16 protein-coding genes are annotated in these 14,920 nt (G+C 57.2%); 1 reads left to right on the top strand and 15 read right to left on the bottom strand.

Annotated features, from left to right (window positions below):
* Positions 1 to 186: 186 nt before the first annotated feature.
* The 3 genes from dnaG to rpsU all read right to left on the bottom strand — a co-directional run bounded on the left by dnaG (position 187) and on the right by rpsU (position 2,737).
* On the bottom strand, positions 187 to 1,974 hold the full coding sequence (gene dnaG / locus GWQ27_RS09155; protein WP_275907187.1) for a DNA primase: 1,788 nt from the start codon (positions 1,972 to 1,974) through the stop codon (positions 187 to 189).
* Positions 1,975 to 2,062: 88 nt separating this feature from the next.
* Positions 2,063 to 2,506, bottom strand: a complete 444-nt coding sequence (locus tag GWQ27_RS09160; RefSeq protein WP_021139213.1) for a GatB/YqeY domain-containing protein — start codon at positions 2,504 to 2,506, stop codon at positions 2,063 to 2,065.
* 15 nt (positions 2,507 to 2,521) lie between these two features.
* Positions 2,522 to 2,737 (bottom strand): 30S ribosomal protein S21, encoded by a 216-nt coding sequence (gene rpsU / locus GWQ27_RS09165; RefSeq protein ID WP_005309452.1) that lies wholly within the window; start codon positions 2,735 to 2,737, stop codon positions 2,522 to 2,524.
* 179 nt (positions 2,738 to 2,916) lie between these two features.
* Between rpsU and tsaD the strand changes: the two genes are divergently transcribed.
* Positions 2,917 to 3,930, top strand: a complete 1,014-nt coding sequence (gene tsaD / locus GWQ27_RS09170) for a tRNA (adenosine(37)-N6)-threonylcarbamoyltransferase complex transferase subunit TsaD (RefSeq protein ID WP_275907188.1) — start codon at positions 2,917 to 2,919, stop codon at positions 3,928 to 3,930.
* Positions 3,931 to 4,015: 85 nt separating this feature from the next.
* Here the strand turns inward: tsaD and rpoS are convergent, their stop codons facing one another.
* The 12 genes from rpoS to mazG form a co-directional block, all read right to left on the bottom strand.
* Positions 4,016 to 4,999 (bottom strand): RNA polymerase sigma factor RpoS, encoded by a 984-nt coding sequence (rpoS, locus tag GWQ27_RS09175; RefSeq protein WP_017411567.1) that lies wholly within the window; start codon positions 4,997 to 4,999, stop codon positions 4,016 to 4,018.
* Positions 5,000 to 5,046: 47 nt separating this feature from the next.
* Positions 5,047 to 6,093 (bottom strand): LysM peptidoglycan-binding domain-containing protein, encoded by a 1,047-nt coding sequence (locus GWQ27_RS09180; RefSeq protein ID WP_058395211.1) that lies wholly within the window; start codon positions 6,091 to 6,093, stop codon positions 5,047 to 5,049.
* Between the two features lie 9 nt (positions 6,094 to 6,102).
* Positions 6,103 to 6,684 (bottom strand): YqaA family protein, encoded by a 582-nt coding sequence (locus GWQ27_RS09185; protein WP_021139210.1) that lies wholly within the window; start codon positions 6,682 to 6,684, stop codon positions 6,103 to 6,105.
* A complete protein-coding gene (locus GWQ27_RS09190) occupies positions 6,681 to 7,298 on the bottom strand; it encodes a protein-L-isoaspartate(D-aspartate) O-methyltransferase (RefSeq protein ID WP_005318888.1) in 618 nt (205 codons plus the stop codon). The genes GWQ27_RS09185 and GWQ27_RS09190 overlap by 4 nt, the downstream gene beginning before the upstream one ends.
* A 4-nt stretch (positions 7,299 to 7,302) precedes the next feature.
* The gene (surE, locus tag GWQ27_RS09195) at positions 7,303 to 8,049 is read right to left on the bottom strand and encodes a 5'/3'-nucleotidase SurE (protein ID WP_021139209.1); all 747 of its coding nucleotides are present in this window, start codon (positions 8,047 to 8,049) and stop codon (positions 7,303 to 7,305) included.
* Positions 8,030 to 9,088, bottom strand: a complete 1,059-nt coding sequence (gene truD / locus GWQ27_RS09200; protein ID WP_275907189.1) for a tRNA pseudouridine(13) synthase TruD — start codon at positions 9,086 to 9,088, stop codon at positions 8,030 to 8,032. Before truD ends, surE begins: the two co-directional genes overlap by 20 nt.
* Entirely contained in the window at positions 9,088 to 9,564 is a 477-nt protein-coding gene (gene ispF / locus GWQ27_RS09205; protein ID WP_005318882.1) for a 2-C-methyl-D-erythritol 2,4-cyclodiphosphate synthase, read from the bottom strand. Before ispF ends, truD begins: the two co-directional genes overlap by 1 nt.
* Positions 9,565 to 9,697: 133 nt before the next feature.
* Positions 9,698 to 10,387, bottom strand: a complete 690-nt coding sequence (gene ispD, locus GWQ27_RS09210; protein WP_275907190.1) for a 2-C-methyl-D-erythritol 4-phosphate cytidylyltransferase — start codon at positions 10,385 to 10,387, stop codon at positions 9,698 to 9,700.
* Positions 10,380 to 10,697: a cell division protein FtsB gene (gene ftsB / locus GWQ27_RS09215; protein ID WP_005318876.1), complete on the bottom strand. Its 318-nt coding sequence runs from the start codon at positions 10,695 to 10,697 to the stop codon at positions 10,380 to 10,382. Before ftsB ends, ispD begins: the two co-directional genes overlap by 8 nt.
* A 179-nt stretch (positions 10,698 to 10,876) precedes the next feature.
* Positions 10,877 to 12,178, bottom strand: a complete 1,302-nt coding sequence (gene eno / locus GWQ27_RS09220) for a phosphopyruvate hydratase (RefSeq protein ID WP_005318874.1) — start codon at positions 12,176 to 12,178, stop codon at positions 10,877 to 10,879.
* 89 nt (positions 12,179 to 12,267) lie between these two features.
* Complete coding sequence (gene pyrG, locus GWQ27_RS09225; RefSeq protein ID WP_275907191.1) at positions 12,268 to 13,905, bottom strand: CTP synthase (glutamine hydrolyzing); 1,638 nt, start codon at positions 13,903 to 13,905, stop codon at positions 12,268 to 12,270.
* A gap of 141 nt (positions 13,906 to 14,046) precedes the next feature.
* A complete protein-coding gene (mazG, locus tag GWQ27_RS09230; RefSeq protein WP_275907192.1) occupies positions 14,047 to 14,844 on the bottom strand; it encodes a nucleoside triphosphate pyrophosphohydrolase in 798 nt (265 codons plus the stop codon).
* Positions 14,845 to 14,920: the final 76 nt, after the last annotated feature.

Genomic DNA, 14,920 nt, shown 5'->3' on the forward strand with positions numbered 1-14,920 from the left:
CAGTGCGCTGCTGCGCAAATAGCCAATTCTAATAGAAAACCGCCAGACATGCTATGTCTGGTTGCGGCGTCGGTCGTGAGAAACCCCTGCCCGCAGTATTGTCGGGGCCAGGCGGTCATAAAGTGTTTGCTTTTAATCCCGTCGATTCGGGCAACGCTATTTATATTGGGACTAATCACTCAATTATCAAGCCCCACTCTCATTTCTTTTCTCAATCTGTACTTCTCTGATCAGCATCATCAGCTCCTGTGTTTCCTCAGAGCTTAGCCCTTCCTGAGCCACCTTGGCCTGCAATTCTTCAATTCGTTGCTTCAGAAACTGGTTGATAAAGCCGACGAAGGTATCCTGCAATTCTCCCAGAATATCCGGCTCCTGGTCGAGCTTTACCTCTTCAAACAAGTCGTGCATTGCCAGCTGGGCCAGGATCTCGCCTTCTTTGGTGCCACGCCAGTGTTCCAGCAAGATACCGGTAGTAATGCCGGATTGCGCCAAGATCTGCTGATGCAGCTGCAGCAGAAACTTGATGCCTTGTACCCGCAATCCAGCCAGCTCAGGCATGGCCGGCAGTTCGGCGGTGACCGACGGATACTGCACCATCAGCGCCAGTGCTCGGCGCAACGGCGTCAGCTTGGCAGCTTTGGGTTTGGTGAGTTCTGCCTTCGGCTGGCTATTGCGGGCGAACAATTCGGCAATACGTTGTTTATTCTCCCCCCAGCGCATCATGCTGGAGAGGCGGGTGATCAACCCTTCGCGGGTAAACCCTTCCGGTACGCGGCGAATAAGCTCGGCTGCCTTGTTGGCCACCTCGAACTTGCCCGCCTCACCGGAGAGGGCCGCATCCCGCCCCAGACGCTCGAACATGAAGTCGGCGAAGGGTTGAGCTTGATCCAGCAAGGCCTCAAAACCTTCCTTGCCAATCTGACGCACCAGCGAATCCGGATCTTCTCCATCGGGCAGGAACACGAACTTGAGTTCACGTCCATCCTGCAGATGGGGCAGTGCATTATCCAGCGCTCGCCAGGCCGCTTCACGACCGGCATTGTCACCGTCGTAGCAGCAAACCACCTCTGCCGTGGTGCGAAACAGGGTGTGGATATGGTCAGTTGTGGTGGCGGTTCCCAAGGCAGCAACGGCATAGTCGATGTCGTATTGACCAAGCGCCACCACATCCATGTAGCCTTCGACTACCAGGATCCGGCGCGGATCTTTGTGTGCCTGTTTCACTTCGTAGAGACCGAACAGCTCCCGCCCCTTGTGAAAGATCGGGGTTTCCGGCGAGTTCAGGTACTTGGGCGTGCCATCACCCAGCACCCGGCCACCGAAACCTATGACTCGGCCGCGCTTGTCACGGATCGGGAACATGATGCGATCGCGGAAGCGATCATAGCTGCCGGCACCGCTGTCACGAGTGATCAACATGCCACCCGAGATGAGCAACTGCTCGTGATCGCGGCTGGCGCCAAAACGGCGTCTCACCTGATCCCAATCTGCAGGGGCATAACCAATATTGAAACGCTTGACCACTTCCCCGGTCAGCCCGCGCCCCTTCAAGTATTCCACCGCCTGGGGGGCACTCTTCAGGTTACTTTCATAGAAGCGGGCGATCTGGCTCATCAGCTCATAGAGATCCTTGCTGACGGCGGGTTGGGAACTGGCGGAGCCACCCATGCTCTGCTCGCGAGGTACCTGCATGCCCTGCATGCTGGCGAGCTCTTCGATTGCATCGGGAAATTCGAGACCGTCGTACTCCATGACAAAACCGATGGCATTGCCGTGGGCACCACAACCGAAACAGTGATAGAACTGTTTTTCCTGGCTGACGGTAAAAGAAGGGCTTTTTTCGTTATGAAAAGGGCAGCAAGCCTGGTAGTTCTTACCGGCTTTTTTCAGCCGCACTCGCGAGTCGATCAGCTCGACTATGTCTGTGCGTACGAGCAGATCATCGATAAAGGATTGTGGGATCCTGCCTGCCATAACCGTCCTGTTTCACTGCGTAGAAAATAAAAAAGCCGCGCATTCCTAGGGAAGCACGGCTTCTTCGACCAAACAAGAGAGTTGCCTGTTACGCCAAGCGGGTTTTCACCTGAGCACTGACGGCGCCGACATCGGCACGCCCCTGAATTTTCGGCTTCAAGACAGCCATGACCTTGCCCATATCAGCCATGACGGCAGCACCACTTTCAGTGATGGCTTGCTCAATCAGTGCGGCAATTTCGTCTGCGGTCAGCTGTTGTGGCAGGAATTCCTGCAGCACAACGATCTCGGCGGACTCTTTGTCGGCGAGATCCTGGCGACCGGCAGCTTCAAATTGGCTGATGGAATCGCGGCGCTGTTTGACCATTTTGGTCACGACAGCGAGGATATCCTCATCATTGAGCTCGATACGGGAATCAACTTCACGTTGCTTGATTTCTGCCATCAACAAACGGATCGCCCCCAAGCGAGCCTTATCTCTGGCAAGCATGGCAAGTTTTTGTTGATCCTTGAGTTGATCCTTCAGAGACACGGCATTATCTCCCGATTAGTACAGGCGGATACGACGTGCGTTTTCGCGAGACAGCTTCTTGGCGTGACGCTTTACAGCAGACGCTTTGGCGCGCTTACGAATGGTAGTCGGCTTCTCGTAGAACTCACGGCTACGAACTTCAGACAGGATACCGGCCTTTTCGCAAGAACGCTTGAAGCGACGCAGAGCAACGTCAAACGGCTCATTTTCACGGACTTTGATTACTGGCATGTGCCTTTCACCTCAGTGATATATTGTTAGCTGACCATCAGTCGATCAGCATGTCTTAAAATGGTGCGAAATTATACTCTGGACAGGGAATGAAAGTAAACCCGCAGAGATCGCTCTGGTTTAAAAAACCCGCGAAGGTTACCATAGCCGTCTCATTTTAGCAGTGAAATTTTTTAGCAATGCGTGTATTGGGCATAGAGACATCCTGTGACGAAACCGGGATCGCGATCTTCGACGATCAAAAAGGGATCCTTTCCCATCAGTTGTACAGCCAGGTCAAGCTGCATGCGGACTACGGTGGCGTTGTCCCCGAGCTCGCCAGCCGGGATCACGTTCGCAAGACGATCCCCTTGATCCAGGCCGCATTGCAAGAGGCGGGACTGGGTAAAGATGACATCGACGGCATCGCGTATACAGCAGGGCCGGGTCTGGTTGGCGCCATTCTGGTGGGGGCCACCATAGGCCGCTCGCTGGCCATGGCGTGGAACAAACCGGCCATCGCCGTACATCATATGGAAGGCCACCTGCTGGCTCCCATGCTGGAAGAGAGAGCGCCCGAGTTCCCCTTCGTGGCACTGCTGGTCTCCGGTGGTCACTCCATGCTGGTGCGGGTTGACGGTATCGGCAGCTATCAGCTGCTGGGCGAGTCCATCGATGATGCCGCCGGCGAGGCGTTCGACAAGACTGCCAAGCTGATGGGACTGGACTACCCGGGTGGCCCACTGCTTTCCAGGTTGGCAGAAAAGGGCATCACCGGACGTTTCCACTTCCCCCGCCCCATGACTGACCGCCCGGGGCTCGACATGAGCTTTTCCGGTCTCAAGACCTTTGCCGCCAACACCATAGCTGCCAACGGTGATGATGAGCAGACCCGTGCCGATATCGCCCGTGCGTTTGAAGATGCGGTGGTCGATACCCTGGCCATCAAGTGCCGCCGCGCGCTGAAAGAGACTGGCCTAAAACGGCTGGTGGTGGCCGGTGGCGTCAGTGCCAACCGTCACCTGCGTGCCCAGCTGGCCGAGCTGATGGAGAGCCTCAAGGGTGAGGTGTTCTATCCACGCACCGAATATTGCACCGATAACGGCGCCATGATCGCCTATGCCGGCATGCAGCGCCTGAAGGCAGGGGTGTTCGAGCCGCTGGCGGTCAAAGCAGTGCCACGCTGGCCACTGGACACTCTGGATCCGGTGTGATCCTGCGGATCCAGTTGCAATAGAAGAAGGGGCCCATGGCCCCTTCTTCATTTCTATCAGCAGTATCAGACTGCCTTGGTACTAACTAATTGGTACGAAACAGTGCCTCGATGGAGAGCCCCTGCCCCAGCAGGATCTCCCGCAGGCGACGCAGTCCTTCCACCTGGATCTGGCGTACCCGCTCCCGAGTCAAGCCTATCTCGGATCCTACATCTTCCAGCGTGGCCGGTTCATAACCGAGCAGACCGAAACGACGTGCCAGTACCTCGCGCTGCTTGGGATTAAGCTCCTCCAGCCAGTGCACTATGCTGGCACGCATGTCGTCATCCTGCGACTCCAGCTCGGGCCCCATGCCACGTTCGTCAGAGAGCACATCCAGCAGCGCCTTGTCACGATCGCCACCGATAGGGGTATCCACCGAGGTGATCTTCTCGTTGAGCTTGAGCATACGATTTACGTCGTCTACCGAGCGATCCAGTGCAAAAGCGATGTCCTCTGCTGTCGGTTCATGATCGAGACGATGGGAGAGTTCACGAGCAGTACGCAGATAAACGTTCAGCTCTTTGACCACATGGATGGGCAGACGGATGGTGCGGGTCTGGTTCATGATGGCGCGCTCTATGGTCTGGCGGATCCACCAGGTGGCATAGGTGGAAAAACGAAAGCCGCGTTCCGGGTCGAATTTCTCTACCGCGCGGATGAGGCCAAGGTTGCCCTCTTCGATGAGATCCAGCAGCACCAGGCCGCGGTTGTTGTAGCGACGGGCGATCTTGACCACCAATCTCAGGTTGGACTCAATCATGCGCTTGCGGGCGGCTTTGTCGCCTCGCAACGCACGACGAGCGTAATAGACTTCTTCTTCGGCGGTGAGCAAGGGGGAGAAGCCAATCTCCCCCAAATAGAGCTGGGTAGCATCCATCACCTTGTTGACTTCCGGAGCCATCAGTTCATCGGAAATAGTCTCTTCAACTTCAGCGGCTACTTCCTGAACCTCTTCCTCCTCACGGGTCTCCAGCTCTTCGTCGAACTCTAACTCGGCATCCTGCATAACCAGTTGTTCTTGGCTCATGGTGTGTCTCCCTGACCTGAACCAGAGTAAGACTTAACTCTCTGGGGTTAACGCTTTGGCAAATAGCTCATCGGGTTTATCGACTTGCCTCGATACCGGATTTCAAAGTGCAAACGCACATCCGGCGCGTCCGTGCTACCCATGTTGGCAATGACCGCTCCGCCTTTGACGCTATCCCCTTCCTTCACTCGCAACTCGTCGTTGTGAGCATAAGCCGAGAGGTAGTCATCATCATGCTTGAGGATGATCAGCTTGCCATAACCCCTTAGTGCGCTACCCGCATAGACGACTTTTCCGCCACTCGCTGCGTAGACGGGTTGCCCCTTCTGGCCAGCGATATCTATGCCTTTGTTTCCCTGTTCTGCAACGGAGAAACCCTCAACTATCCGGCCTTGCGTCGGCCAGTGCCAAGAAAGTCTCGACTGAGGTTTATTGTTGTTTTTTTGTTCTCTTATCTGAGCGTATTCTTTTGAAGATGGCTGAGCAATCGTTTTCTGTTTGATAAATGGTGTGGTCGTACCTGATGGTGCCATTGCAAGCGGTTTGGGGCCGCTACTTTGCGGTGTGACAGGACGCGTCACGGCAACCATCTGGCCACCGCCCATAGCGGCAGACTGTACGTTCAGCACCTGACCAACATGGAGCCCATAGGGTGCCTGCAGGTTGTTGCGCTGTGCAAGTGTTTGATTCGACATGCCAAACTGACGGCCAATACTGCTTAACGTGTCGCCACGACGCACTTGATAGGTGCTGGCGCTGCGATTGGCAGTCAGGGTATTGCTACCGGATGCATCGAGCCTGAGTTGCTGTCCCGGGTAGATGTTATAGGGAGGGCTGATACCGTTGAGGCTGGCCAGTGATGGCACATCGTTACCCGAATTGAAGGCGATGGAGTAGAGGGTATCCCCTTTTTTCACCGTGTAGCTGTTGCCCTGAATAGCAGGTTGGGCCGCCCCATGACGAGCCGGTATGGTGGAGACAAGGCGATCATTGCCCAATCCCTGTACCGGAGCAGCAGTCTTGCTGGAAGAGCAAGCGAGCAGCAGCCATGACAACACGACGATACTGCTTCCTTGCCAGACACGCGAACGCATAGTGGATCCTTAACGACTAAACCAGAAATAGGCCGCAACGGCCAAACCAATACAGAGCCAACCCAGCACATCCACATAGTGCATCAGCTTGCGCTCCATTTTCTCACCGCCCCAGCGCATCAGGCCTGCCACCAGGAAGAAGCGCATGCCACGGCCGATCAACGAGGTCACAATGAAGGGCAACAGTGCCATATGCAGCAAGCCCGCCGTGACGGTAAACACCTTGTAGGGGATTGGCGTGAAGCTGGCAATAAAAATCACCCAGATGCCCCACTGCTCGAACCACTGCTGTGCCAGGGCAATCTTGCCTTCATACCCCACAGAGACCACCAACGGCTGCACCAGCGGCTCCCACAGGGCATAGCCGAGCGCATAGCCGAACACTGCCCCCAATACGGAGAAGATCGTCGCCAGGGTAGCGTAGTGCCACGCCTTGTGCGGCTTGGCCAGCGCCATGGGTGCCAGCATGACGTCAACCGGAATAGGCCAGAACACCGACTCGATGAAAGCAGTGATCGCCAGATAATAAGGGGCATACCTGTGACGAGCCCACTGCATCACCAGTACATACAGACGAGAAAACAGCTTCACTCAACATCTCCATCAATTAGGGGAACAAAGCGCACAGGCTCCAGGATCCGGCTGGTCAGCTGGGAACCAGCCCGTTCGATCAGTTGCAAGGTCTGATGACTATCACCCACCGGCAGTACCAGACGGCCACCATCGGCCAGTTGATCGGTGAGAGCAGTAGGCACTTCACTGGCCGCGGCCGTCACCAGGATTGCATCGAACGGCCCTTTATTGGGCCACCCCAGCCAGCCGTTGCCGTGCTTGGCCGAGACGTTGTGCAGATCAAGCTGGCGCAGTCGGCGCCGAGCCTGGAACTGCAGCGACTTGATCCGCTCCACCGTATAGACGTGCTCCACCAGATGTGCCAGCACGGCGGTCTGGTAACCGGAACCAGTACCAATCTCCAGCACGTGGGCCGGATCATTCTGGATCAGCAGCTCGGTCATCCGCGCCACCATGTAAGGCTGGGAGATGGTCTGACCATTGCCGATGGGCAACGCCGTGTTATCCCATGCCTTGTGGGCCATGGCTTCATCCACAAACAGCTGGCGCGGCACTTTCGCAATCGCCGCGAGTACGCGGAAATCACGAATGTCCTGTGCGATCAGCTGGTTCAACAGGCGCTGTACTATCACACCTTCATCCCTGCAGGTCTAACCAAGCCCCCAGACCCGCCAGACTGCTGTATGCAGTCATATCGATGGTCAGGGGGGTGATCGAGACATAGCCCTGCTCGATGGCGGCGAAATCCGTGCCTTCTCCCGCATCTTGCTGGTTGCCGGGGGGACCAATCCAGTAGATCGGCTGACCACGGGGATCCTCAGTACAGATCACCGACTCCGCCCGATGTCGATTGCCAAGGCGTGTCACCTTGATCCCCTTTACCTGATCAAGGGGCAGGTCGGGCACGTTCACATTGAGGATCTGATCGGCAGGCAGCGGATGCACCATCACCCCCCTCACCAGTTGGGCTGCATAATGGGCCGCCGTGGCGAAGTGGGTCCGTCCTACCAGTGAGATAGCAAGGGAGGGGAAACCGAGATGGCGTCCTTCGGTCGCCGCCGCGACCGTGCCTGAGTAGATGACATCATCTCCCAGGTTGGCGCCATGATTGATGCCTGCAACGACCATGTCCGGCTCGGGGCGCACCAGTTCGTTGACCGCCAGATGCACACAGTCGGTCGGGGTGCCCTTCACCGCATAGTAACCGTTTTCGCTGATACGGGAGACCCGCAGCGGTACTTCCAGCGTCAGGGAGTGACTCGCGCCGCTGCGATTGCGATCCGGCGCCACCACAGTAACCTCGCCACACGCCCTCAGTGCATCGCTGAGCGCGCGAATACCCTCGGCATGCACACCATCGTCATTACTGACCAGAATTCGCATCGGACTGATTCCTGAAACCATGATCGGCCTCTTCGGCCTGCATTAATTCGCGTACCACGCTGGTCGCAAAGGCGCCGGCCGGCAGGAAGAAGGACAAGGTCAACACCTCGCCGTCCAGCTGCCAGCTCATCTGCTCCGGCTTGAGCAGCAGCGGGCGGCGATCCTGATCCAGTCCGGCTTTTTCCAGCCCGTCACACCACTCGGCATAAGGAGCCAGCACCGCCTGCTCAAACTCGGCGGCTGCCCCCTGGCTTGCCAGACGGCCGCGTCCCCACTGGGGGGCGGTCAGCTGCACGTCACCGGAAGCCAGCCGAGCAGCCAGCTCAGGGGTCAGCACCTCTTCACTGAAGATGGAGTGGCTGCCTTTGAGCATCACGCAGTCGCCGGCCAGCAGCTGATGGGCCAACCCCTGCTCGATACGGGCACTGACGATGGCATTGAACAGCATGCTGCGGGCGGCGGAGAGATAGAGGGAGCGCTTGTTGCGATCCTTGATCCGCTTGCCGGCAAACATCGTCTTGGCCGCTTCCAGGTTGTTGCCCCCCCGGCCGAAACGCTGCTCGCCATAGTAATTGGGCACCCCTTGAGTGGCGATGGCTTGCAGGCGGGCCTCCAGCCCGTCGGCCTGCGCCAGACCGGTGAGGCGCAGGGTGAAATGGTTGCCCTTGAGGTAGCCGATCCGCAATTTGCGGTTGTGGCGCCTGGCTTGCAGGATCTGGATGCTGTCGCTCTCGACCACCGACAAGTCCGGCTCGGCTTTGCCCGGCAAGTGGATGCCGAACCACTGCTCGGTCACAGCGTGGCGATCTTTGAGGCCAGCCCACGTCACCGCATTGCGGTTAACCCCGGCTGCATCGGCCAGCAGGCCCGCAACCCAGGCAGTGTTCTCGCCGGTTTTGCGAACCCGGACGAAGATGTGCTCACCTTCACCACAAGGCTCGAAGCCCAGATCTTCAACCACCACAAAATCGCGGGCCTCGGCCTTGAGAATGCCCTTGGCGGCAGGCACACCATGCAAATAACTGAGCTGTTCCAACATTATTGTTTCACCAGTAGGACGACGGCTTCGGTGGCGATCCCTTCCTTGCGCCCCGTAAAGCCGAGTTGTTCTGTGGTAGTCGCCTTGACATTCACCCGGTTCAAATCACATTGCAGGTCGGCGGCCAGCACGGCGCACATGGCGTCGATATGGGGCGCCATCTTGGGGGCCTGGGCTATGATGGTCACATCCAGATTGCCGATGGCATAACCCGCGGTTTTTACCCGGGCAAAAACGTCCCGCAGCAGGATCCGACTGTCGATCCCCTTGAATTGCGCAGCGGTATCTGGAAAGTGGCGGCCTATGTCACCGGCGCCGATGGCGCCCAGCAAGGCATCGCTCACAGCGTGCAGCACCACGTCACCGTCGGAGTGAGCAAGCAGTCCTTGCTCGTACGGCACAGCAACCCCGCCCAGCATGCAAGGCCCCACGCCACCAAACTTGTGTACATCAAAACCATGACCAATTCGCATCATGCTTGGCGTCCTCTCAACATACAGGGACCTACCTCGTCAATTTTGTGCACGTCAAAACCACGTCCAATCCGGATCATGCCTGCTCCTTTAAGTCACTTTCATCGCCAGTGGACACATCCGTCGCAAAAACGGCTTATGTCTGCTGGCTTAAAAACAGCCCAGCCAGAGAGAGATCCTCAGGCCGGGTTACCTTGATATTGTCAGCGCGCCCTTCCACCATACGCACCGTGAAACCGGCACGCTCCATGGCAGAGGCCTCGTCGGTGATGGTGGCCCCCAGAGCCAGTCCCTCCTCCAGCGCTCGCTTCAGGGTGCGAGCGGGGAACATCTGCGGCGTCAGCGCATGCCAGAGCTGCTCGCGATCGACGGTACCAATGATGTTGCCTGCAGCATCAGAGCGCTTCATGGTATCGCGCACCCGGCTGCCGAGAATGGCGCCCCCACACTGGATGGCGGCGGCGATCAGGGCATCGAGATCGCCATGGGTCAGACAGGGACGGGCTGCATCGTGAACCAGCACCCACTCACCCCCGGCCACATGTAACGCATTGAGAACGGAAAAGGCGCGCTCGGCGCCCCCCTCTACCCGCAGGATACGCGAGTCGGCCGCCACGGGCAGGGTTTCGAACCAGCGATCATGAGGCGCCAGCGCCACTATCACCTGCGCTATCGCCGGGTGAGAGAGCAGCCGCTCCAGGGTATGTTCGAGAATGGTCTTGCCCGCCAGGTGCAGGTACTGCTTGGGACAATCGGCCCCCATCCGGCTGCCGATGCCAGCGGCCGGGACGATAGCGATCAAGCCAGTGACTTTCGCATCAGTCATCGTAGGGCTCATCGTCCGGCGCCGTCTCCTGATCTTTATCCTTGGGGATAATCCGGTAGAAGGTCTCGCCCTGCTTGATGTAGCCAAGATCGTTGCGCGACAACTCCTCGATGGCCTCAAGGCCCGAGGTTAAATCATCAATCTCGCGATAAATCAGGTTATTACGATCCTTGAGTACCAGATTATCCTGCTGCTGCCGGGAGATGGCATCAGACAATTCGTGATAATCGGACAGGCCATTCTTCCCCAGCCAGAGGTCGTATTGAAGCCCTCCCAACAGGAAGAGCAGGATAAGAGTGAGTAGCCGCATGCACTGAGTCTCCTTCAAGCGGCCTAGTTTCCCATATTCGCAGGCAAGACAAAAGGAAGCCTGTGCCCCGTATGGGTTGGGCCGGAATAAAAAATGCAGAAACCGCAAGCGGCTGAGCCAGATACGAAAAAGCCCCGCCAGATTGGCGGGGCTTTGAGCAGATTAAGGGCAGGCTGGAATTAAGCCTGGCCTTTCACTTCTTTCAGACCGTTGAAAGGAGCTTTGGCACCCAGAGCTTCTTCGATACGGATCAGCTGGTTGTACTTGGCAACACGGTCAGAACGGCTCATGGAACCGGTCTTGATCTGGCCAGCAGCGGTACCCACAGCCAGGTCGGCGATGGTCGCGTCTTCGGTCTCACCGGAACGGTGGGAGATGACGGCAGTGTAACCAGCGTCTTTGGCCATCTTGATGGCAGCCAGAGTTTCGGTCAGGGAACCGATCTGGTTGAACTTGATCAGGATGGAGTTGGCGATGCCGTTGTCGATGCCGCGCTTCAGGATCTTGGTGTTGGTTACGAACAGGTCGTCACCCACGATCTGGATCTTTTTGCCCAGCTCTTTGGTCTGGTAAGCGAAACCGTCCCAGTCAGATTCGTCCAGGCCATCTTCGATGGAGACGATCGGGAACTTGGTGGTCAGGTCAGCCAGGTAGTCAGAGAACTCGTTGGAGGTGAAGATACGACCTTCGCCTTTCAGGTTGTACTCTTTCTTCTCGGCGTCGTAGAACTCGGAAGCAGCGCAGTCCATGGCCAGGGTGATGTCTTTACCCAGTACATAGCCAGCAGCAGCAACGGCTTCTGCGATCACTTCCAGCGCTTCGGCGTTGGATTTCAGGTTGGGAGCGAAACCACCTTCGTCACCAACAGCAGTGTTGTAGCCCTTGGACTTCAGCACTTTGGCCAGGTTATGGAACACTTCAGCACCCATGCGAACGGCTTCTTTCAGGGTCTTGGCGCCAACCGGCTGGATCATGAACTCCTGGATGTCGACGTTGTTGTCGGCGTGCTCACCACCATTGATGATGTTCATCATCGGCAGCGGCATGGAGTAAACACCCGCAGTGCCGTTCAGCTCGGCGATGTGAGCATACAGCGGCATGCCTTTGGCAGCAGCAGCGGCCTTGGCGTTGGCCAGGGAAACAGCAAGGATGGCGTTAGCGCCAAACTTGGATTTGTTCTCGGTGCCGTCGAGGTCGATCATGATCTGGTCGATAGCAGCCTGGTCCTTGGCATCTTTACCCAGCAGAGCTTGAGCGATCGGGCCGTTTACGGCTTCGAGGGCTTTCAGCACGCCTTTACCCAGGAAACGGCTCTTGTCGCCGTCACGCAGTTCCAGCGCTTCGCGGGAACCGGTAGACGCGCCAGACGGAGCAGCTGCCATACCAACAAAACCACCTTCCAGGTGAACTTCGGCCTCAACGGTCGGGTTACCACGGGAGTCGATGATTTCACGACCGATCACTTTAACGATCTTGGACATGTGTATTTCCTCAGGTTTCGTAAAAAAACAACAAAAATATGCCAAAAAAAGCGGCTGTGGCACAGAGCCTCAACCGCATTTATTTTCAATTACTTCAGATTACGCTTCTGATACTCGCCTGCCGCCTTCACAAAACCGGCAAACAGGGCGTGGCCATCACGGGGAGTTGAGGTGAACTCCGGGTGGAACTGCGCCGCCACAAACCAGGGGTGATCCGGGATCTCGATAATTTCCACCAGTTTCTTGTCGGCGGACAGACCGGTCACTTTCAGACCTGCCGCTTCAATCTGCGGCAGCAGCTTGTTGTTCACTTCGTAACGGTGACGGTGGCGCTCGTAAATGGTCGTGCTGCCGTACATCTGACGCACCTTGGAATCCTCGACCAGGTGGCAGAGCTGGGAGCCCAGACGCATGGTGCCACCCAGATCGGACTTCTCGGTACGGGTCTCGACGTTGCCTTCGTCATCCACCCACTCAGTGATGAGACCGACAACCGGATAGGCGCAATCTTTCTTGAATTCAGAGGAGTGAGCACCTGTCATGCCCGCGACGTTGCGCGCGAATTCGATCATAGCAACCTGCATGCCGAGGCAGATACCTAGATAAGGGATCTTGTTCTCACGAGCATACTGGGCAGCCAGGATCTTGCCTTCCACACCACGCTCACCGAAACCACCCGGTACCAGGATCGCATCCAGGCCTTCCAGCAGCTCGAAGCCACGGGTCTCGATGTCTTGAGAGTCGATGTACTTGATGGTGACGGAGAGACGAGTCTTCAGGCCACCGTGCTTGAGCGCCTCGTTGACGGACTTGTAGGCATCCGGCAGAGAAACATACTTGCCGACCATGCCGATGGTCACTTCCGCAGTCGAGTTGGCCTCTTCGAAGACAACCTGTTCCCACTCGGACAAGTCGGCCTCCTTGCACTCCAGACCGAAACGCTCGGTGAAGTAGGAGTCCAGATTCTGGGACTTGAGCAGTGCCGGGATCTTGTAGATGGAGTCGACGTCTTTCATGGAGATGACGGCGCGCTCTGGCACGTTGCAGAACAGACCGATCTTGGCACGCTCGTTGGCCGGAATGGTGCGATCGGAACGGCAGATCAGCACATCCGGCTGAATACCGATGGAGAGCAACTCTTTCACGGAGTGCTGGGTCGGCTTGGTCTTCAGTTCACCGGCAGCAGCCAGGTAAGGAACCAGGGTCAGGTGCATGAACATGGCGCTGTTGCGGCCCACTTCAGCCGCAAGCTGACGAATGGCTTCGAGGAACGGCAGGGACTCGATGTCACCCACGGTACCGCCCACTTCGACGATGGCAACCTGATGGCCTTCGGCACCGGCAATCACCCGCTCCTTGATGGCGTTGGTGATGTGCGGGATGACCTGAATAGTGGCGCCCAGATAGTCGCCACGGCGCTCTTTACGCAGCACGTCGGCGTAGATGCGGCCAGTGGTAAAGTTGTTGCGGCGAGTCATCTTGGTGCGGATGAAACGCTCGTAGTGGCCCAGATCCAGATCAGTCTCGGCCCCGTCCTCGGTTACGAACACTTCACCGTGCTGGGTCGGGCTCATTGTGCCCGGATCCACGTTGATATAGGGGTCCAGTTTCATGATGGTCACATCCAGACCACGGGCTTCCAGAATGGCTGCCAGAGAAGCTGCGGCAATGCCTTTGCCGAGGGATGAAACAACGCCACCAGTTACAAAAATATATTTTGTCGTCATGCTGAACCTGAAAGAAGTTTAGGGAATTTTAAGGGGTGCTTCGGGGATGAAGCAGGACGGGGAAACAGTATACCAAAACCCCCACTCCCAAACAATGAACAAAAATCTATCAGGCTCACAGCGCCATCGTCTTGCGCCAAATCAACTTTGTTCGGTTTCCTTGGCCTTGTCCCAGGCGGAGTCCAGCTTTTCGAGCGAACAATCGGTCATTTTCAAGCCTTCCGCAGCGATAAATTGCTCAACCTGCCGAAAGCGACGCTCGAACTTGGCGTTGGCGCCCCGCAGCACCTGCTCCGGATCCTTGCCCAAGTGACGCACCAGATTGACGGTGGCAAACAGGAGATCGCCAAGCTCATCGCTCACCCGCCCCTCGTCCACGTCGGCCATCAGCGCCTCTTCCATCACTTCGTCTATCTCTTCGTGGATCTTGTCCACCACAGGCCCCAGGGTTTTCCAGTCAAAGCCAACGGTGGCGCAGCGCTTCTGGATCTTGGCGGCGCGAGTCAGGGCCGGCAGCGAGAGCGGTATGTCATCCAGCACGCTCTCTTTATCGAGTGCCGCCCGCTCTTTGGCTTTTTCCGCCTCCCAGTTCACCTTGACCGCCTGCTCATCGCCAAGATCCGCATTGGAAAACACATGGGGATGACGGCGAATGAGCTTCTCACTCACCGCATCGACGATATCGGCGAAATCGAACAGCCCCTGCTCCTTGCCAAGCTGGGCATAGAAGACCACCTGAAACAGCAGATCGCCGAGTTCCCCCTTCAACCCCTGCCAATCCTGCGTTGCGATGGCATCGGCTACCTCATAGGCCTCTTCCAGGGTGTGGGGCACTATGCTCTGGAAGCTCTGCTTGAGATCCCAGGGGCAACCCCCTTGCGGGTCACGCAGACGAGACATGATATCGAGCAGTTGGGGCAGATCGTAACGTTGGGACATGGGATGTTAGCTTTCCATTCGTGGTTGCAGGGGGCGTGATCAGGAGGAAAACAGTGACCGACCTTGAGGTCGGTCA

The sequence above is a fragment of the Aeromonas sp. 5HA1 genome, from assembly GCF_029237245.1.
Taxonomy (GTDB): domain Bacteria; phylum Pseudomonadota; class Gammaproteobacteria; order Enterobacterales; family Aeromonadaceae; genus Aeromonas; species Aeromonas salmonicida.